At 71.1% G+C, this 17,771-nt stretch carries 18 protein-coding genes, 2 pseudogenes and 2 riboswitches; of the genes and pseudogenes, 14 read left to right on the forward strand and 6 right to left on the reverse strand.

Annotated elements, in window-relative coordinates; translation table 11 throughout:
- Positions 1–3: 3 nt before the first annotated feature.
- Positions 4–699, reverse strand: coding sequence for a hypothetical protein (locus ACFY4A_RS30670; protein ID WP_390832582.1), 696 nt, complete (start codon positions 697–699; stop codon positions 4–6).
- 2 nt (positions 700–701) lie between these two features.
- On the opposite strand from ACFY4A_RS30670, the pseudogene ACFY4A_RS30675 reads away from it, so the two are divergent.
- Positions 702–1,025 (forward strand): annotated as a pseudogene (locus ACFY4A_RS30675) (substrate-binding domain-containing protein); the annotation flags it as partial.
- Between the two features lie 94 nt (positions 1,026–1,119).
- Positions 1,120–2,205, forward strand: a complete 1,086-nt coding sequence (locus ACFY4A_RS30680) for an LCP family protein (protein WP_390832583.1) — start codon at positions 1,120–1,122, stop codon at positions 2,203–2,205.
- A gap of 6 nt (positions 2,206–2,211) precedes the next feature.
- On the opposite strand, the gene ACFY4A_RS30685 is transcribed toward ACFY4A_RS30680, so the two are convergent.
- Complete coding sequence (locus tag ACFY4A_RS30685; protein ID WP_390832584.1) at positions 2,212–3,420, reverse strand: methyltransferase domain-containing protein; 1,209 nt, start codon at positions 3,418–3,420, stop codon at positions 2,212–2,214.
- Between the two features lie 90 nt (positions 3,421–3,510).
- Here ACFY4A_RS30685 and ACFY4A_RS30690 point away from each other — a divergent pair, with 90 nt between their 5' ends.
- The 6 genes from ACFY4A_RS30690 (at position 3,511) to ACFY4A_RS30715 (ending at position 8,503) form a co-directional block, all read left to right on the forward strand.
- A complete protein-coding gene (locus ACFY4A_RS30690; RefSeq protein ID WP_390832585.1) occupies positions 3,511–4,452 on the forward strand; it encodes a polysaccharide deacetylase family protein in 942 nt (313 codons plus the stop codon).
- Positions 4,449–5,285: a polysaccharide deacetylase family protein gene (locus ACFY4A_RS30695; RefSeq protein WP_390832586.1), complete on the forward strand. Its 837-nt coding sequence runs from the start codon at positions 4,449–4,451 to the stop codon at positions 5,283–5,285. Before ACFY4A_RS30690 ends, ACFY4A_RS30695 begins: the two co-directional genes overlap by 4 nt.
- A gap of 361 nt (positions 5,286–5,646) precedes the next feature.
- Positions 5,647–5,955, forward strand: a complete 309-nt coding sequence (groES, locus tag ACFY4A_RS30700; RefSeq protein ID WP_100569792.1) for a co-chaperone GroES — start codon at positions 5,647–5,649, stop codon at positions 5,953–5,955.
- A gap of 129 nt (positions 5,956–6,084) precedes the next feature.
- Positions 6,085–7,710: a chaperonin GroEL gene (gene groL, locus ACFY4A_RS30705; protein ID WP_390832587.1), complete on the forward strand. Its 1,626-nt coding sequence runs from the start codon at positions 6,085–6,087 to the stop codon at positions 7,708–7,710.
- Between the two features lie 164 nt (positions 7,711–7,874).
- Entirely contained in the window at positions 7,875–8,108 is a 234-nt protein-coding gene (locus ACFY4A_RS30710) for a hypothetical protein (protein WP_390832588.1), read from the forward strand.
- Positions 8,105–8,503 (forward strand): type II toxin-antitoxin system VapC family toxin, encoded by a 399-nt coding sequence (locus tag ACFY4A_RS30715; protein WP_390832589.1) that lies wholly within the window; start codon positions 8,105–8,107, stop codon positions 8,501–8,503. The genes ACFY4A_RS30710 and ACFY4A_RS30715 overlap by 4 nt, the downstream gene beginning before the upstream one ends.
- A gap of 345 nt (positions 8,504–8,848) precedes the next feature.
- Here the strand turns inward: ACFY4A_RS30715 and ACFY4A_RS30720 are convergent.
- Positions 8,849–8,914, reverse strand: a pseudogene (locus ACFY4A_RS30720) (hypothetical protein); the annotation flags it as partial.
- Positions 8,915–9,096: 182 nt separating this feature from the next.
- Entirely contained in the window at positions 9,097–10,578 is a 1,482-nt protein-coding gene (gene cycA, locus ACFY4A_RS30725; protein WP_390832590.1) for a D-serine/D-alanine/glycine transporter, read from the reverse strand.
- Positions 10,579–10,896: 318 nt separating this feature from the next.
- A riboswitch (glycine riboswitch) is annotated at positions 10,897–10,987 on the reverse strand.
- Positions 10,988–11,084: riboswitch (glycine riboswitch) on the reverse strand.
- A 289-nt stretch (positions 11,085–11,373) separates the two neighbouring features.
- Here cycA and ACFY4A_RS30730 point away from each other — a divergent pair.
- Complete coding sequence (locus ACFY4A_RS30730; protein ID WP_390832591.1) at positions 11,374–11,637, forward strand: hypothetical protein; 264 nt, start codon at positions 11,374–11,376, stop codon at positions 11,635–11,637.
- Positions 11,638–11,765: 128 nt separating this feature from the next.
- On the opposite strand, the gene ACFY4A_RS30735 is transcribed toward ACFY4A_RS30730, so the two are convergent.
- Both ACFY4A_RS30735 and ACFY4A_RS30740 read right to left on the reverse strand, forming a co-directional pair.
- Positions 11,766–11,921 (reverse strand): hypothetical protein, encoded by a 156-nt coding sequence (locus ACFY4A_RS30735; RefSeq protein WP_390832592.1) that lies wholly within the window; start codon positions 11,919–11,921, stop codon positions 11,766–11,768.
- Between the two features lie 182 nt (positions 11,922–12,103).
- Positions 12,104–13,459: an MFS transporter gene (locus ACFY4A_RS30740; RefSeq protein WP_390832593.1), complete on the reverse strand. Its 1,356-nt coding sequence runs from the start codon at positions 13,457–13,459 to the stop codon at positions 12,104–12,106.
- Between the two features lie 284 nt (positions 13,460–13,743).
- Here ACFY4A_RS30740 and ACFY4A_RS30745 point away from each other — a divergent pair, with 284 nt between their 5' ends.
- From ACFY4A_RS30745 to ACFY4A_RS30765, 5 genes are all read left to right on the forward strand, one after another.
- Positions 13,744–14,436: a GntR family transcriptional regulator gene (locus ACFY4A_RS30745; RefSeq protein WP_390832594.1), complete on the forward strand. Its 693-nt coding sequence runs from the start codon at positions 13,744–13,746 to the stop codon at positions 14,434–14,436.
- Between the two features lie 78 nt (positions 14,437–14,514).
- Positions 14,515–15,357 carry an urea carboxylase-associated family protein gene (locus ACFY4A_RS30750; RefSeq protein ID WP_390832595.1) on the forward strand — a complete coding sequence of 281 codons (843 nt, stop codon included), beginning with the start codon at positions 14,515–14,517 and terminating at the stop codon, positions 15,355–15,357.
- A gap of 14 nt (positions 15,358–15,371) precedes the next feature.
- Positions 15,372–16,151 carry a LamB/YcsF family protein gene (locus ACFY4A_RS30755; protein ID WP_390832596.1) on the forward strand — a complete coding sequence of 260 codons (780 nt, stop codon included), beginning with the start codon at positions 15,372–15,374 and terminating at the stop codon, positions 16,149–16,151.
- Positions 16,148–16,831, forward strand: a complete 684-nt coding sequence (locus tag ACFY4A_RS30760) for an allophanate hydrolase subunit 1 (RefSeq protein ID WP_390832597.1) — start codon at positions 16,148–16,150, stop codon at positions 16,829–16,831. The genes ACFY4A_RS30755 and ACFY4A_RS30760 overlap by 4 nt, the downstream gene beginning before the upstream one ends.
- Positions 16,828–17,769, forward strand: coding sequence for a biotin-dependent carboxyltransferase family protein (locus ACFY4A_RS30765; RefSeq protein WP_390832598.1), 942 nt, complete (start codon positions 16,828–16,830; stop codon positions 17,767–17,769). The genes ACFY4A_RS30760 and ACFY4A_RS30765 overlap by 4 nt, the downstream gene beginning before the upstream one ends.
- Positions 17,770–17,771 lie beyond the last annotated feature (2 nt).

Below are 17,771 nucleotides of genomic sequence, written 5' to 3' on the forward strand. Positions count from 1 at the left end.
AACTCAGGCTCGCGAGCAGTGCGTTGGTGGTCCAAGGAAAGACGCCCCGCTTCCTGCGGGGAGATGCAGGTGCAAGGCCTGCCCGGCGCTCGACGGAAACCCCGTCCCCGGTTCATCCGGGGGTGGGGTTTTTTCGTTCCCGCTTCGCCCACCCGCCGGGCTTTCTCGGTGAGTTGAGAGGCCCCGTCCCTGGGGCTCCGCCCGGACCCCGGCGGGGGCTCCGCCCCCTTCACCCCCGCTTTCCCACCCTCCCACCCGGACCGCGAGCGGCCTGTCGTAGAGGTTCAGCTTGGCGATCACCAGGTCGAGCGGGACCACGACCGCCTGGGCGGGGATCGCGATCCCGGGCAGGAACATGCGGAAGGCCGCGCCCGACCAGAAGCTGCGGGTACGGACGGCGACGTGGGCGAGCGGGACGCACAGCACGAGGACGATGGCCACCGCCGCCGCGACGGTCGTCGTGTTGGCGAGGAGGTGGCCGAAGCCGCTGTGCAGGCCGGTGTTGTAGTTCTCCAGGGTCGGGTGCTCGGGTGGGCCGAGGGCGTTGCCCAGCACCTGGTCCTGCCGGGTCAGCGAGGTCGAGATCATCGCGTAGATCGGGACGATCACGACGACCGGCCAGATGACCGAGCCGAGGCCGGCCGGCGGGTTCGGGCGCCTGGACCAGTGGCGGCGGCGGTGCGCGGGGGCCGCGGTCACCTGCGAAGCTGCTGCGCCGCGAGGACCGGCCGACCGCCGTCTTCGCGGGCAACGACCTCCAGGCGCTCGGCGTCTACGAGGCGGTGCGCGAACTGGGCCTGCGCGTCCCGGAGGACCTGAGCGTGGTCGGCTTCGACGACCTGCCGGTGGCGCGCTGGGGCGGGCCGCCGCTGACGACCGTGCGCCGGCCGCTGACGGAGATGGCCGAGGCGGCGGCGAAGCGGGTCCTGGACCTCGGGCGCGAGGAGGACACGCCGGTGGCGACCCGGGTGGAGCTGGCCACGAGTCCGGTGGGGCGCAGCAGTACGGCGGCGCCCGCGAAGTGAAGCTCAAGTGCCGAAACTTTCGGGGAAGATGAGATTTTCCGAAGAATTCGGTCGTGGGCGCCTCCCCCTGTCGGGCTTCGCGTGAGTCGGACGTATGTTCCTCCCCGTGAGGGGACACAACAGGGGACATGACAGGGGCCAGGGCGGCAGCGACAGCGGGGACGCGGGCGGAGGGGCCGGCCGGCGGTCACGGGCCCTGAAGACCGTGGGCCTCGGCCTGGCGGGCGTCCTGGTGCTGGGCGTCGCGGCGGCGGGCTGGGCGTACTGGCACCTGAACCAGAACATCAAGGGCGTCGACATCAACAGCGCGCTCGGGGACGACCGTCCGCCCGGGCCGCGTACGGCACCGTCGGCCGAGAAGGCCGCCCTGCCCAGCGGGGCCCTCAACATCCTGGTCCTCGGCTCGGACTCGCGCAGCGGCGAGCAGAACAAGGAACTCGGCGGCGGCGACAGCGAGGGCGCCCGCTCCGACACCGCGATGATCGTGCACATCGACGCGGGCCGGACCTCGGCCACCGTGGTGAGCATCCCGCGCGACACGCTGGTCACCCGCCCGTCCTGCCCGCTGGAGTCCGGCGGCTCCACGGCGGTGGCGAACTACGCCATGTTCAACAGCGCGTACTCGGTGGGCGGACCGGTGTGCGCGGTCAAGACGGTCGAGACGCTGACCGGCATCCGCATGGACCACTACGTCGAGATCGACTTCTCCGGCTTCGCGAAGCTGGTGGACGCGATGGGCGGGGTCACCGTCACCACCGAGCTGGACATCGACGACGACAAGAGCCATCTGCACCTGAAGGCGGGCACCCACCACCTGAACGGCACCGAGGCCCTCGCCCTGGCCCGGACCCGCCACGGCGTGGGCGACGGCAGCGACCTGGGCCGCATAGGCCTCCAGCAGACGCTGGTCAAGGCGCTGCTGGAGGAGATCTCCGCCTCCGGCCTGCTGGACGACCCCGCCGGGCTCTACCGGGTCGCCGACGCGGTGACCGGCAGCCTGACCACCGACACCGGCCTCGACTCGCTCGGCGAACTCACGACCCTCGGCCAGAGCCTGAAGGGCCTGTCGGCGCAGAACGTGAGGACGGTGACCATGCCGGTGGTGACGGCCCCGTGGAACCCCAACCGGGTGGTGGCGCAGGAGCCGGACGCCGGCGACCTGTGGACGTCGCTGCGGTGAGCGGCGTCAGCCCGCCGGGTGGCCGAGCAGCATGGTGGGCGCCCCGGCGACCCGGGTGAGGAACACCGTCGCCGCGTTCCTGCCGTGCGGCTTCGCAAGGACCTTCCTGCGCAGTTCCTCCGGCTCGACCGCCGAGCCCCGCTTCTTCACGGTCAGCGTCCCCACCTCGCGCTCCCGCAGCAGGGCCTTGAGCCTCTTGACGTTGAAGGGGAGCCGGTCGGTGATCTCGTAGGCGGTGGCGTACGGGGTGGGGCGGAGTTCGTCGGCGGTCACGTACGCGATGGTCTCGTCGATCAGGCCGCCGTCGAGTTCCCGGGCGACCTCGGCGACCAGGTGGGCGCGGATGACCGCGCCGTCGGGCTCGTACAGGTAGCGGCCCGGGGTACGGACCTGGGGGTCGGGCAGGCCGCGGCCGCGCAGGGTGCGCGGGCCAGGCAGCAGGGTGGCCCGGACCAGTCCCGGCTCGGTGCCGAACCACAGCACCGCCTCCTTCACGTCCCCGCCGTCGGAGATCCACTCGGCCTCGGCCTGCGGCGGGATCATCTCGTGCGGGATGCCGGGGGCGATCTTCAGGGCCGCGCGGGGCGCCCGGAGCGCGGCGCCGACGGCCCAGGACAGCGGCGGCGAGTACGCCTCGGGGTCGAAGATCCGCCCGCCCGTCGCCCGGCCGCCACCCCTTCCTGCGCCCACCCTCCGGGCCGGATCCACGAACACCGCGTCGTACGACGCCGTGCCGACCTCCGTGACGTCCGCCTCCCGTACCTCGATCAGGTCCGCCAACCCGAGCGCCTCGGCGTTCGCGCGGGCCGTGGCGGCGGTCAGCGGGTCCCGGTCCACGGCGAGGACCCGGATCCCGGCGCGGGCGAGGGCGATCGCGTCGCCGCCGATCCCGCAGCACAGGTCGGCGACCGAGGTCACCCCCGACTCCCGCAGCCGGCCCGCCCGGTAGGCCGCCACGCTCGCCCGCGTCGACTGCTCCACCCCGTTCGGCGTGAAGAACATCCGCCCCGCGTCCTCGACCCCGAACTTCGCGGCCGCCCGCTGCCGCAGCCGGGCCTGGCCGAGCGCCGCCGACACCAGTTCGGCGGGGTGCTCACGGCGCAGCCGGGTGGCGACGGCGAGTTCGTCGGCGGGTTCGGTGCCGCGCACCTCGTCGAGGAGGGCGCGGCCCTCGGGGGTGAGCAGCGAGGCGAAGGCGTGGAGGTGGTCGTTCACCGGCTCATTGTCGGCCAGTCGGTGGATGGTGTGCCTCCGGTCGCGGTGTCGCCCCGTGTTCGGGGCGGTGGCCTGCGAGGATCCGGCGCCATGAGGCTAGTAGTACAAAATGACAAAAAGGGTCCTGAAAGGTTCCCGAGTCGCAGGGCCCGGATCCGCGGCGGGCTCGCGGTGCTCGCCGTCGCCGCCCTCGCCTCCGGCTGCGCGCAGCCGGAGGCGGCGCAGGTGCGCCCGGCCCCCGGCCAGCAGCGCCCCCAGGCGCCCCCCGCCCCCGCCCTCGGCTCCTACGCCGACCGCCTGCACACCTCCCACGCGCAGCGGGTGGCCGCCACCAAGCGCTGGGGTCTGGAGCAGGTCCCGCTGATCCCCCCGCAGCCGCCCACGACGAAACCGAAGGCCACCGCCCGCGCGGGTTTCGAGGTGAAACATCAGGAGGACTGGAACCTGCCCCCGGTCTTCACCACGGTCCCCACCAAGGACAAGGTCGTCTTCCTCACCATCGACGACGGAGCGGAGAAGGACCCGGAATTCCTGCGGATGATGCGCGACCTGAAGATCCCGTACACGGTGTTCCTCAGCGACGACCTCATCAAGGACGACTACGGCTACTTCTGGAAGATGCAGGCCTCCGGGGTCACCCTCAACAACCACACCCTGCACCACCCCTACCTGCCGGGCCTGTCCTACGAGGAGCAGAAGCGCGAGATCTGCGGTATGCAGGACATCATGCAGGAGCGGTTCGGCAAGCGCCCGAAGATGTTCCGCCCGCCCTACGGCAACTACAACCAGGACACCCTGCGCGCCGCCAAGTCCTGCGGCATCGAGTACGCGCCCATCTGGAACGAGGAGGTCTACGTCGACCGCTGGGAGTTCCGCGAGGACGACCAGCGGCTGCGGCCCGGCGACATCGTGCTCACCCACTTCCGGGGTCCCAACGAATGGAACGGCACGATGGCCGACGACATGCGCCGGTTCCTGAGCAAGGTCACGGCGGACGGGTACGCGGTGGCCCGGCTGGAGGACTACCTGTGAGACTGCGGCCCGTCAGGCCCCGGCACCTCGCCGTGGCCCTGCTCGCCGCCTCGCTGCTGTCCGGCTGTGCCACGTCCGTCGATCCCATCGAGCGGCTCGGCCGCAAGGCGGCGCAGGGGGTACGGTCGCAGAGCCCGGCGGCCGACCAGGCCTACCGGCGCTGGGGACTCACGGCGCCGCTGCCCGCGCCACCGAAGCCGCCCGCCCGTCCGCCGCGGCCCGCCGGCGCCAGCCCGTCCGCCGGACTGCCCGAGGTCGTGGACCACGTCGCGACCTCCGACCCGGTCGCCTTCCTCACCTACGACGACGGCGCGGAGAAGGATCCGCGGTTCGTCGACATGGTCCGTGAACTGCGGCTGCCGGTCAGCATGTTCCTCACGGACAGTGTCGTCGGACCGGGGTACGGGCACTTCGCGCGCCTGATGTCGGTCGGCGCGGACCTCCAGAACCACACCCTGGACCACCCCTCGCTGCGCGGTCTGCCCTACGCGGGCCAGCGCGCCGAGATCTGCGGCCAGCGGGACAAGATCCGCGCCCGCTTCGGCGTCAGCCCCCGCCTCTTCCGCCCGCCCTACGGCCGGTACGACATGACGACCCTGCGCGCCGCCGCCGACTGCGGGGTCTCGGCGGTCGTGCGGTGGCGCGGCGCCACGACCGACACCGGCCTGCGCTTCACCCACGGCCCCCACGAACTGCGCCCCGGCGACATCCTCCTCGTCGCCTCGGACGACGACGACCTCGACGGCCCACCCCTGCGCGACCGCACGACCCGCCTGCTCCGCAGAATCCAGGAGGAGGGCCTGACGGTGGGCCGCCTGCAGGACTATCTCTGAGCTCAGGCGGGACTATCTCTGGGCTGAGGCTTTCAGCCGAGTCCGGCATCGAGCAGCCGGTCCGGCGCTTGAGGGCGAGGTCGAAGCGGGGGTCTGGGGGCAGCGGCCCCAGGGCCGCCCACACAGACCCACAGCACCTTGAACACGCGTTCCCCCAAGCGCCCCACACCCGACGCGCCACGAGGCAATTGGCACTCCGCTTGACCGAGTGCTAACGACGGTCATAGTCTCAGGTCTGGCACTCCCCCCTGGAGAGTGCCAACAAAGCGACGGGCAGGTCCGGCACCCGCGACGACGGATCGACCTGGTCGCCACCTCAGACAGTTAACCCCGTGAGATCTCCGAAGGGGGAGGTCGGATCGTGACGACCGCCAGCACCAAGGTTGCCATCAAGCCGCTCGAGGACCGCATCGTGGTCCAGCCGCTGGACGCCGAGCAGACCACGGCCTCTGGCCTGGTCATCCCGGACACCGCCAAGGAGAAGCCCCAGGAGGGCGTCGTCCTGGCCGTGGGCCCGGGCCGCTTCGAGGACGGCAACCGTCTTCCGCTCGACGTGAAGGTCGGTGACGTCGTGCTCTACAGCAAGTACGGCGGCACCGAGGTGAAGTACAACAACGAGGAGTACCTCGTCCTCTCGGCTCGCGACGTCCTCGCGATCATCGAGAAGTAGTTCACCCGCTTCTTCACGAAGCCGAAGCAATTCTGCTTGAGCTGCGCCCCTGGCCCCCGCGACCGATAAGAAGCCGGGCGCCCGGGGCGCAGTGTCTTACCACCAGATTTCGAGAGGGCTCCCGCTGCCATGGCGAAGATCCTGAAGTTCGACGAGGACGCCCGTCGCGCCCTCGAGCGCGGCGTCAACAAGCTTGCCGACACGGTCAAGGTGACGATCGGCCCCAAGGGCCGCAACGTCGTCATCGACAAGAAGTTCGGCGCGCCCACCATCACCAACGACGGCGTCACCATCGCCCGTGAGGTCGAGATCGAGGACCCGTACGAGAACCTCGGCGCCCAGCTGGTGAAGGAGGTGGCGACCAAGACCAACGACATCGCGGGTGACGGCACCACCACCGCCACCGTGCTCGCCCAGGCGCTCGTGCGCGAGGGCCTGAAGAACGTCGCCGCGGGCGCCTCCCCGGCCGCGCTGAAGAAGGGCATCGACGCCGCGGTCAAGGCCGTCTCCGACGACCTGCACGCCTCGGCCCGTCCGATCGACGAGAAGTCCGACATCGCCGCCGTTGCCGCGCTGTCCGCCCAGGACCAGCAGGTCGGCGAGCTGATCGCCGAGGCGATGGACAAGGTCGGCAAGGACGGCGTCATCACCGTCGAGGAGTCCAACACCTTCGGTCTGGAGCTGGACTTCACCGAGGGCATGGCCTTCGACAAGGGCTACCTGTCGCCGTACTTCGTCACGGACCAGGAGCGCATGGAGGCCGTCCTCGACGACCCGTACATCCTGATCCACCAGGGCAAGATCTCCGCGATCGCGGACCTGCTCCCGCTCCTCGAGAAGATCATCCAGGCCAACGCCTCGAAGCCGCTGCTGATCATCGCCGAGGACGTCGAGGGCGAGGCCCTGTCGACCCTGGTCGTCAACAAGATCCGCGGCACGTTCAACGCCGTGGCCGTCAAGGCCCCCGGCTTCGGCGACCGCCGCAAGGCGATGCTCCAGGACATGGCGGTCCTCACCGGCGCCACCGTCATCTCCGAGGAGGTCGGCCTCAAGCTCGACCAGGCCGGTCTGGACGTCCTCGGCTCCGCCCGCCGCGTCACCGTCACCAAGGACGACACCACGATCGTCGACGGCGCCGGCAAGAAGGAGGACGTGGAGGGCCGCGTCTCCCAGATCAAGGCCGAGATCGAGAACACCGACTCCGACTGGGACCGCGAGAAGCTCCAGGAGCGCCTCGCGAAGCTGGCCGGCGGCGTGTGCGTGATCAAGGTCGGCGCCGCCACCGAGGTGGAGCTGAAGGAGAGGAAGCACCGTCTGGAGGACGCCATCTCCGCGACCCGCGCCGCGGTCGAGGAGGGCATCGTCTCCGGTGGTGGCTCCGCGCTCGTCCACGCCGTGAAGGTCCTGGAGGACAACCTCGGCAAGACCGGCGACGAGGCCACGGGTGTCGCGGTCGTCCGCCGCGCCGCCGTCGAGCCGCTGCGCTGGATCGCCGAGAACGCCGGCCTCGAGGGCTACGTCATCGTCTCCAAGGTGGCGGAGCTGGAGAAGGGCAGCGGCTACAACGCCGCCACCGGCGAGTACGGCGACCTGGTGAAGGCCGGCGTCATCGACCCGGTCAAGGTCACCCGCTCCGCCCTGGAGAACGCCGCCTCCATCGCCTCCCTCCTGCTCACGACCGAGACCCTGGTCGTCGAGAAGAAGGAAGAGGAAGAGCCGGCCGCAGCGGGCCACGGCCACGGCCACGCCCACTGAGCGCTTTGCTGGACTGAGCCGAAACACCGGTGCCCGGCGCCCCTTCGGGGGGCCGGGCACCGGTGCTTTGATCTGCCTGAAGTCTGATTCACTTCCGCCGTGAAAATAGACATGGACATGAGTGCGTGGGTGTGGACGTGTACTCCCGGCGGGGAGCATGACCAATGTGCGGCGCGTCCAGGTCCGCCGGTACCCTGCAGGCGATTCGTGAGCGGGTCGGCAAGCGGGGCCTCTCCGCGTACCTGGAGAAGGCGGCTCAGCGGCAGATCGAGCGGGACAACCTTGACGAGCTGATCGCCGACTTCGACAAGGTGCACGGCCCGGCCGACCCGGAGGCGGTGGCGGCCAAGCGGGCCCGGCTCACCGGAGGTGCCTCGGGCGCTGGAGCAGCCGCGTGAGCGGTGCCCTGGTCCTGGACAGCGAGGGCCTGGCGAAGGCCGTACAGCGCGACCGGGAGATCCACGAGTGGCTGACAGCCGCCCGTGACGCCGACCTGCCGGTCATCACCTCGGCTGCCGTCCTGGTGGAGGTCATCCACCCGAAGATCAACGATGCGGCGCTGAAGTGGACCTTGTCCCGACTGCACGTGGAACCGGTCACGCAGGGCGTGGCACAGTCCGCCGCCGCTCTACTGCGAACAGCGGGCCTGCACGGCCACAAGTACGCCATCGACGCCATGCTGTGCGCGACCGCGCTTCAGCATCCGGGCCGACCGACAATCCTGACCTCCGACGTGGAGGACATCGGACTGCTTACCGCCGAGCACCCGCGGGTGCGGGCGGAGAAGGTCTGAGCAGGGCGGCTCGGCCGTAGTCGGAGCAACGACGAGCCCCGGCCGATCGTCCGGGGCTCGTGGCTTCAGTCGGTTTTCTTCTGGCGTCCGCGAGGCTTCTTCTCGGGACGCCAGTTGACGAGGTCGGACCCGGAGAGTTGGCGTTCCGTACGGCCCGTTTCGAGGGCGGCCTGGAACTCCTCGGCGGGGTCGCCCCCCACTCCTCGTCGTACTCGCCGTACTACTGGTGGACCCAGGGCAGCACCTCGCGCAGACCGGCGAGGAGAGGTACGAAGCGGGGTCCTCCGGCATCCGAGTGTCGAGCCTTTCACCGGTGCGGTCCTCTTCCCTCTGCTGGTCCCAGACCTTCTCCCACTGGGTGCGCTCGCGGAGGCCGGAGTCCTTGTACCGCAGCGCGGCGAGGTACGGCACGTGCTCTGTCTCGATGACGGCGGCCAGGACGGTGGCGAGTGAGGCATCGCGTTCACCGAGTGATCGACGGCGCAGAGCGCGGCGACGGAGTCTGAGGTGGCAGCCGGATGTGCCGCCACCGAGTCGTTACGCAGCGTGGGATCGGTCCCCGTCTGTGTGACTCCGCCTTCCTCGGGGTCGGGTCACTCCCCGTTCCGGGAGCCGGGCAGGGAGACGGTCTGCCGGGCCTGACGGCGGCCGCGACGGCGCAGCACCGCCCATGCGATGCCGAGGATGACGAACCACACCGGGGTCACCAGCAGCGCCTGCAGCGTGTCGTCCTTCTGGGTCAGTGCCCAGATGAGGAACGCGAAGAACGCGAGCACGACGTAGCACATGGGGATGCCGCCGGGCATCTTGAACGTCGATACCTCGTGCAGGTGCGGACGGCGCTTGCGGTACACGATGTAGCTGATCAGGATGATCGACCAGACGAATATGAACAGCAGCGCCGAGATGGTGGTCACCAGCGTGAAGGCCTCGATGATCGAGTCGCCCAGGGTGAGCATGACGACACCGGGGAGCAGGAAGACGCCGGACAGGAGCAGGGCGTTGACCGGCACCTTCCTGGAGGTGAGCCTGCCGAACCGCGAGGGCGCGTCGCCCTCCTGTGCCAGGCCGTAGACCATCCGCGAGGTGGAGTAGATGCCCGAGTTCGCGGACGAGGTGGCCGAGGTCAGCACCACGAAGTTGATCAACGAGGCTGCGATGCCCAGGCCGGCGAGGGCGAACATCACGACGAAGGGGCTGCGGTCCGCGCTGATGTCGCGCCAGGGAGTGACGGAGATGATCACGACCAGGGCGACCACGTAGAACAGCATCACGCGTACCGGGATCGAGTTGATCGCCTTGGGCAGGTTCCGTTCCGGGTTCTTGGTCTCGGCCGCGGTGGTGCCGACGAGTTCGATGCCGACGAAGGCGAAGGTCGCGATCTGGAATCCCGCGACGAAGCCCATGGGGCCGGTGGGGAAGAAGCCGCCGTCGTTCCAGAGGTTGGAGAAGCTCGCGGTGGCGCCCCCAGGCGCATGGAAGCCGCCCAGCACCATGCCGAGCCCCACGACGATCAGCGCCACGATAGCGACGATCTTGATCAGTGCGAACCAGAACTCGGTCTCGCCGAACGCCTTCACGGTGGGCAGGTTCAGAGCGATCAGCACGACGACCGCCACAAGCCCGGGTATCCACAGCGCGAGCCCGTGCCACCAGTACGACACGTACCCGGCGATCGCGATGACGTCGGCCATCCCGGTGACGATCCAGCAAAACCAGTAGGTCCAGCCCGTGAAGAAGCCGGCCCACGGCCCGAGGAGGTCCGAGGCGAAGTCGGCGAAGGACTTGTAGCGCAGGTTGGAGAGCAGCAGCTCGCCCATCGCCCGCATCACGAAGAACAGCATCGCGCCGATGATCATGTAGACGAAGATCACCGAGGGGCCGGCCAGCGAGATCGTTTTGCCCGATCCCATGAACAGACCGGTTCCGATCGCACCGCCGATCGCGATGAGCTGGATGTGCCGGTTGGACAATTGCCGGGAGAGGTGCTGCTGACCCGCCGGCGAGGGCGTCGGTGCGTGCCCTCTCTGGGGCGCGGACGCGGTGGTCACGCCGGTGTCACTGCTTTCAGACATGGGCAAACCTTAGGGATCTCATACGCGTGCGGGCATGGGGTGTCTCGGTGGGTGAACACACGCGCACACAGAACGAGCGGACACGGTGTTCTGCACGCGGACATGCGGATATACGGGACCGACCGGAACGGCGGCAGGGCACGCTGAACACGCGCACGCGACGGGGGAGCCGGTCCGGTGGCGGCCGGGGAAAAGAGGAAAGCCGAAGTTCAGCCCGGAAGCCGGCAGGCGGGCGACGGACGGGGGTGACGCGACGGGACAGCCATCAAAGGCTCCTCGAGGGTTGAGCGCGGAGGGGACCGCGCGGCCGAGTGAGCCTCCCCCTCTGTCATGGGCCTGAGAGATTCACCGCGGGAATCCGCGGCTTGCACCGTGGGCGAGACGCGTGAGCGCCTGCTTTCCAGAGTTGCCTGCCCGAGCGGTAGGGATGCCTGAGAGTTTCCGGGGAGGTGTTGCTCCTTCGGCGCCCGGGTCTGGCTGACCCGATGCTCTCCCGCTGCGGGGTGAACGACCGTTTACTGCGGTGAGGCTAAGTCCACACCGGCTGCCGGTCAAGGGTGCGCCGCGAAGCCACTGCCCATAACTGCCGGGTGAGCCGCGTCGTGTCCGTCCGGAGCCGGCAAGCCGACCTGGGCAATCAGGCGGGTGAACCAGCCGTGCGCACGACCGCCCGACTCAGCCGCGCGGGCGGCCCATGACGATGGTGGCCGTGCTCTGGTGCGCTCGACCAACTGAAGACCCAACCGCTGTTCCAGCACGCGGATCTGCTGACTGAATGCCGGTTACGTGGTCGATATGCCGCCCTGCACCATGGCGCTCACCTGGTTCGTCGAAAACCGCGATCGCCCCGATATCAGTGAGATCCGGCAGATCGCCCGGGCCGTGCTGCAGAGCCGGAGCTGGGGATTTTCGTCTGGACCCGGCAGCGGCGGGACGTTCCGGGAGCTGCGGTTCTGCGGGAGCGTCCCGGTGGGCGGGGTGTCGTGGACGGCTGTATCCGTCAGGGCCGCCGACTCGTCGCGCCGCTCCGGGACGCCGACCGTCGACTCGGTGCACTGACCCTGGAGCGCCGTAATGCAAGGCTCGAGCCCGGGTTGCGCCGGACGGTGGAACCCGGGCCGCACCGCGCGCCGGCGCCTCTGCCGACCGGTCGACCGAAACTGGCAACGTGCGCAGCCGCGGGCCGGTCACGGGGCCGCTGGGGCTTCGTCTTCGGCTACTTCGTCGTCGGCCAGCCGCAGCGCCGGGTGCAGGTTGGCGAACTCGTCGACGTCGAGAACGCACCATGCCTGGTGGTAGTGGTCGCCGGCCTTGTCGCGCTCGGTCGCGGTGTGCCGTACCACCGAGCGGGTGGCGCAGCCCCTCCAGTGGCGGCCCCGAAATCCTAGTCGGCTCCTCCGACAACGGGGTCGGCCGTAGGAGAGGCTGTGGTCCCCAAACGAGGGGTGGCAGGGAGCCGTCGTGCTCCCTGCCACTTCTCACTCATGCCCGTCCGTCGGTCCGCGGCTGCCGGCCTGGCGTCGGCTCAGGTGGCGCTGGATGTCTCCAGGGACACGCCCCGCGTTTCCGGGGCCATCGCGATCGACACCAGCGTGCCCACCGCCGACACGACGCCGGCCAGCAGCAGCGTCGCTCCCACGCCCCAGTGCTCCAGGGCCAGCGGGGTCAGGAACGTGCCGGCGGCGGCGGCGATGCGGCTGAAGCCGGTGCCGACACCGACCGCGGTCGCCCGGATCTCCGTCGGGAACAGCTCGTTCGGGTAGATCCACTGGAGCAGCGTGGGACCGCCGACGGCGATCGCGTACACCGCGAACAGCAGTCCCGCCCCGACCGCCGGCAGCCCCGGGAAGACGCCGAGCACCAGCAGCGGGACCGTCGACGCCGCGAAGGTCCAGACGAGGACGGGACGCCGTCCCGCGCGGTTCAGCAGTGGCAGGAAGACCAGGCAGCCGATCAGGAACACCAGGCTGATGGCGACCGAGCCGAGGGTGCCGCTGTCGCCGGACAGGCCCATGGCGGCGAGCAGTTGGGGACCGAAGGCGTAGATGGCGTAGATCGGCATCACCGAACAGGCCCAGAAGAGCGAGACGAAGGCGGTGCGCTTGCCGTAGGTGCCACGGAAGACGGCCGAGAAGCGGGCGGGTTGGGCCGGGGTGCCCAGGTCGGCGACGCCCGCGCCGGGTCCGAACACCTTGCGCATCACCGCCTCGGCCTCCTCGACCCTGCCCTGGGAGAGCAACCAGCGGGGTGACTCGGGGGTGCCGATGCGCAGCAGGACCAGGATCGCGGCGGGCACCGCGGGGCAGGCGAGCAGCCAGCGCCAGCCGTCGGGGCCGAGCCGCAGCAGCAGATCGCCGATGAGGTAGGCGGCCGCGCTGCCCACGGACCACATCACGGTCAGGAGACCGAGCATCGCGCCGCGGTGCTTGCGCGGTGAGAACTCGGCGAGCAGGGACGTGGCGATCGGGTAGTCGGCGCCGACGGCCACGCCGATCAGGAAGCGCAGCACGAGCAGTTGCTCGGGGCCGGTGACGAAGGCCTGGGCGACGGAGAAGACCACGATCGCCGCCAGGTCGATCGTGTACATGATGTGGCGGCCGAAGCGGTCGGTGACGTAGCCGAAGACGGTTCCGCCGACGAGCAGTCCGCACAGCGCGGCCGCCGCGAGGAAGCCCTCCCACAGGCCGCTGAGGTGCCAGCGCGGGCCGATCTGGGTGAGGGCGACGCCGATCACGCCGAGGATGAGTCCGTCGAGGAAGGGCCCGCCCGCCGAATAGACGGTCAGCCTGCGGTGGAACGAGGTGAGGGCGCTGTCCTCCAGCAGGGCGCGGCCACTGCTCGGGGGCGCGTCGGTGGCGGATTGAGCGGGAACCGGCGGCATGAGCCACCTCCGTGGCGGGTCGGGAGAGGGAAGGGCGGAGTCGTGAGGGGGGTGAGCCGCGGCTGGATGTCGTCCGTCGGCGGCGTCGACCACGGCGATGAGGGGGGCCTGCGGTGGCGGTCAAGTTAGAAATGATTGAACGATCCTGTCAAGGGTTGGACGATCGTCGGTCAGCGCGGATGCGGCAGACAGCCAGTGAGGGACGGCATTCTGCGGTCGAAGTCAGACACCCGCGATCAATCGAGCTATGGATTGATGAACAATCCTGGGGTACTGTCGCCGCCATGTCCGAAGAACAGAGCACCGCCGGGGTCCCCGAGCCCGGCGATGTCGCCGCGGAAGCGGTCGCCGACCGGCTTCGCGAGCGGATCAGCCGGGGCGAGCTGCCCCCGGGCCTGCCCCTGCGGGACGCGGCCCTCGCCGCCGAACTGGGCGTCTCGCGCAACACGCTGCGCGAGGCCGTACGGCTCCTGGTGCACGAGGGCCTGGCGGTCCACCGGCTCTACAAGGGCGCCGCCGTCAAGCGGCTCGACGTGGCCGACGTGCACGACATCTACGCCGCCCGCCGCTGCTTCGAACTGCGCGCGGTGGAGGAGAGCGTGTACGCCTCCGAGGAGGCGCTGGCCGCGCTCGAGGAGCGGGTCTCGGCCCAGGAGGCGGCGGCCCGGGCGGGGCGCTGGAGCGAGGTCAGCACCTGGTCGCTGGACTTCCACCGCGCCGTCGTACGGCTGCTCGGCAGCAGGCGGCTCGACCGGTTCTTCGACACGATCGTCGCGCAGTTGCGCCTGGCCTTCGCCGAGGTCCCGCGCGAGCCCGAGTTCCAGGCGCAGTGGGTGCCGCGCGACCGCGAGGTGTGCGATCTGCTGCGCACCGGGCGGCGCGCCCAGGCCGCGGAGGCGCTGCGCCGCTACCTCGAGGACTCCGAGCGCGCGGTCGTCGACATGGTGCGGGCCGCCGCGGCCCGCCGCGAGACCTGACGGGCCGTAGGCACCCCCACTCGGCCGCCCGCGGTCAACCCCACCCCACCAGCCACCCAGGAAAGAGGTACGCCCCCCATGGCCACCACCGCAGCCGCCTATCAGGCGACGAAAGGCGGTCCGCTCGACGTCGACCGCGCGTTCTACGACCGGGTCTCGAAGACCGAGGAGGGCCGCGAACTCGTCGACAGCTTCGTCATACCGATTCGCTCGGGCCGCGCCTGGGAGGTTCCGGCCGGACACTTGTGCCGCCTGGTCACCGTCGACGGGCCGCAGGTCGGCGACCTGAACATTTGGAACCGCAACGACCCGCGTGAGCGCATGTGGGCGGCCCGCACCCGCCAGCTCCAGCGCGCCCACGTGAGCACGTATGACCGGATCTGGTCGAACCTGCCCTTCCTGCGTCCGTTGCTGACGATCACCGACGACACGCTCGCCGCCTACGGCCGTGACGCCGAGGGCGGGCGCGTGCACGACCTGCTGGGCACCCGCTGCGACCCGTACGTCAACCGCATGCTGACGGGCGAGGACTTCGACTTCCACTGCCACTCGAACCTGGTGCGGTCCGTGCTCCCCTACGGGCTCACGGAGTTCGACGTGCACGACGTGCTGAACGTCTTCCAGTGCACCGGACTCAACGAGGACGACCAGTACTTCATGAAGGACTGCCCGGCCCGCCCCGGCGACCACTTCGAGTTCTTCGCCGAACTCGACCTGCTGTGCGCGCTGTCCACCTGCCCCGGCGGCGATCTGTCCGTCCCGATGTGGGGCCCGGAGGCCCACGACCCCGTGGAGGTGTGCCATCCGATCGGCGTCGAGGTCTACAAGGTCGACCCCGAGCTGCTGGAGGGCTGGTCCTCGCCGCGGGTCGCCGAGTACCGCAACCTGCACGGCATGACCCGTCCCGAGTGGCAGAGCTGAGCTGCGGAGCATCCATGATCGACCTCAACAGCGACCTCGGCGAGGGCTTCGGGCAGTGGCGGCTCGGTGACGACGACGCCCTGCTGTCCCTCGTCACCAGCGCCAACGTGGCCTGCGGCTTCCACGCCGGCGACCCGACCGTGATGCGCCGGACGTGCGAGCGGGCCGCCGAGCGCGGCGTCGCCATCGGCGCCCAGGTGGGCTACCGGGACCTGGCGGGCTTCGGGCGCCGCTTCATCGACGTCGACCCCGCCGAGCTGGTCAACGACGTCGTCTACCAGATCGCCGCGCTCGACGGCTTCGCCCGCCTCGCCGGCACCCGCGTCGCGTACGTCAAGCCGCACGGCGCCCTCTACAACACGATCGTCCACCACGAGGCGCAGGCCGCCGCCGTCGCGGAGGCCGTGCGCCGCTACGACCCGGAACTTCCGGTGCTGGGCCTGCCCGGCAGCGTCTGGCTGCGCACCGCCGGCGCGGCCGGGCTCACCCCGGTCCACGAGGCCTTCGCGGACCGGGCGTACACCCCTGAGGGCACCCTGGTCTCGCGCCGCGAACCCGGCGCGGTGCTGCACGACCCGGAGGTGATCGTGCGGCGCTGTCTGCGCATGGTGACCGAGGGCGTGGTGGAGGCCGTGGACGGCAGCGACGTGCCGCTGTCCGTACGGTCGTTGTGCGTGCACGGCGACACGGCCGGCGCGGTCGCGATCGCGCGCCGGCTGCGTGAGGAGCTGGAGCGGGCCGGTCTCGCCCCGACGCCGTTCGCCGTGCCGAAGCCCCTGACGGTGCCGGCGTGAGCGTCGGCATCCGCCGGGCCGGCAGCCACGCCCTGCTGGTCGAGGCCGACGGCCTGGAGCAGGTGCTGGCACTGCGCGGCGCGCTGGAGGCCGACCGCCCGCGCGGCGTCCGGGAACTGGTCGCGGCCGCCCGCACGCTGCTCGTCACCTACGACCCCGCGGTCACCGCCCACCCGGCCGTGGCCGCGGCCGTGGCGGAGCACGCGGCGGCCCTCGGCCCGGCCGGACGGTCCGCTCCCGGCACCCCTTCGGCGCCGGCCGGATCCGCCGGGTCCGCCGAGCCGGCCGGTGACCCGATCGTCACGCTCGCCGTCCGCTACGACGGCGAGGACCTGTCCCACGTGGCCGGGCTGACGGGACTGGGTGTGGGCGAGGTGATCGCCCGGCACACCGCACCGCTCTACACGGTCGCCTTCGCGGGCTTCGCCCCGGGCTTCGGCTACCTCACGGGCACCGATCCACTGCTGCGGCTTCCGCGGCGGTCCGAGCCCCGCACCGCGGTGCCGGCGGGCTCGGTCGCCGTCGCCGGCGGTTTCACGGGGGTCTACCCGCGCTCCTCGCCGGGCGGCTGGCAGCTGCTCGGCACCACGGACGCCGTGCTGTGGGACGAGCGGCGCGACCCACCGGCGCTGCTGGTCCCCGGCAGCCACGTCCGCTTCGTTCCCGAGGAGACACGGTGACGACGTCCGCAGCGAAGGCGACCGCCGGCGCCCCGGCGACGAGCGCCGCGGCGACCGGTTCCGGCCTGGAGGTCCTGGCGCCCGGCCCGCTCGCCACGGTCCAGGACCTGGGCCGCCCCGGCTGGGCCCACCTCGGGGTCTCGGGCTCCGGCGCCGCCGACCGGGACTCGCTGGCCCTCGCCAACCGGCTCGTGGGCAATCCCGAGGACGCGGCCGGAATCGAGACCACCTTCGGCGGCCTGCGGGTGCGCGTGCGCTGCCGTACGCCGTCGGGGGTCCCGTCGGTGCTGTACGCGGCCCTGACGGGGGCGCCCTGCCCGGCCACCGTGGACGGCCGGGCAGTCCCGGTCGACGCGCCGTTCCCGCTGCACGACGGACAGACGCTGCACCTGGGCGTGCCCGCCTCGGGACTGCGGACGTACCTCGCCGTGCGCGGCGGGCTCGACACGCCACTGCTTCTGGGGTCCCGCTCCACCGACCTGCTCTCCGGCATCGGCCTCCAGCCCCTGCGCACCGGCGACCGGCTGCCGGTCGGCCGCCCCGCGCTCGCCTTCCCGGGCGTGGACCTGGCACCGCGCACGGCACCGCCGCGCGAGTTCACGCTGCGCGTGGTGCGCGGGCCGCGCGACGACTGGTTCGGCGACGCCTCGTACGCGACGCTGCTCGGTGCCCGCTGGGAGGCGACCAGCCGCAGCAACCGGATCGGCATCCGGCTCGACGGCCCGGCCCTGACGCGGGTCCGTGACGGGGAGCTCCCGGCCGAGGGCATGGTGCCGGGCGCCCTTCAGGTCCCGCCGAACGGCAGGCCGGTGCTGTTCCTCACCGACCACCCCGTCACCGGCGGCTACCCGGTCATCGCGGTCGTCGACGCCGCCGACCTGCCCCTGGCCGGGCAGATCCCGCCGGGCGCCGCCGTCCGCTTCCGTGCCACCCGGTGAGT

It is taken from the genome of Streptomyces sp. NPDC001292, from assembly GCF_042896465.1.
In the GTDB taxonomy this organism is placed as follows: domain Bacteria; phylum Actinomycetota; class Actinomycetes; order Streptomycetales; family Streptomycetaceae; genus Streptomyces.

What these genes read in the sequence shown, in the direction of transcription:
- groL (WP_390832587.1), top strand. Translation starts at nt 6,085, where the DNA reads ATGGCGAAGATCCTGAAGTTCGACGAGGACGCCCGTCGCGCCCTCGAG.
- ACFY4A_RS30690 (WP_390832585.1), top strand. Translation starts at nt 3,511, where the DNA reads ATGAGGCTAGTAGTACAAAATGACAAAAAGGGTCCTGAAAGGTTCCCG.
- ACFY4A_RS30745 (WP_390832594.1), top strand. Translation starts at nt 13,744, where the DNA reads ATGTCCGAAGAACAGAGCACCGCCGGGGTCCCCGAGCCCGGCGATGTC.
- ACFY4A_RS30730 (WP_390832591.1), top strand. Translation starts at nt 11,374, where the DNA reads ATGCCGCCCTGCACCATGGCGCTCACCTGGTTCGTCGAAAACCGCGAT.
- ACFY4A_RS30680 (WP_390832583.1), top strand. Translation starts at nt 1,120, where the DNA reads ATGTTCCTCCCCGTGAGGGGACACAACAGGGGACATGACAGGGGCCAG.
- ACFY4A_RS30750 (WP_390832595.1), top strand. Translation starts at nt 14,515, where the DNA reads ATGGCCACCACCGCAGCCGCCTATCAGGCGACGAAAGGCGGTCCGCTC.
- ACFY4A_RS30755 (WP_390832596.1), top strand. Translation starts at nt 15,372, where the DNA reads ATGATCGACCTCAACAGCGACCTCGGCGAGGGCTTCGGGCAGTGGCGG.
- cycA (WP_390832590.1), bottom strand. Translation starts at nt 10,578, where the DNA reads ATGTCTGAAAGCAGTGACACCGGCGTGACCACCGCGTCCGCGCCCCAG.
- ACFY4A_RS30740 (WP_390832593.1), bottom strand. Translation starts at nt 13,459, where the DNA reads ATGCCGCCGGTTCCCGCTCAATCCGCCACCGACGCGCCCCCGAGCAGT.
- ACFY4A_RS30710 (WP_390832588.1), top strand. Translation starts at nt 7,875, where the DNA reads ATGTGCGGCGCGTCCAGGTCCGCCGGTACCCTGCAGGCGATTCGTGAG.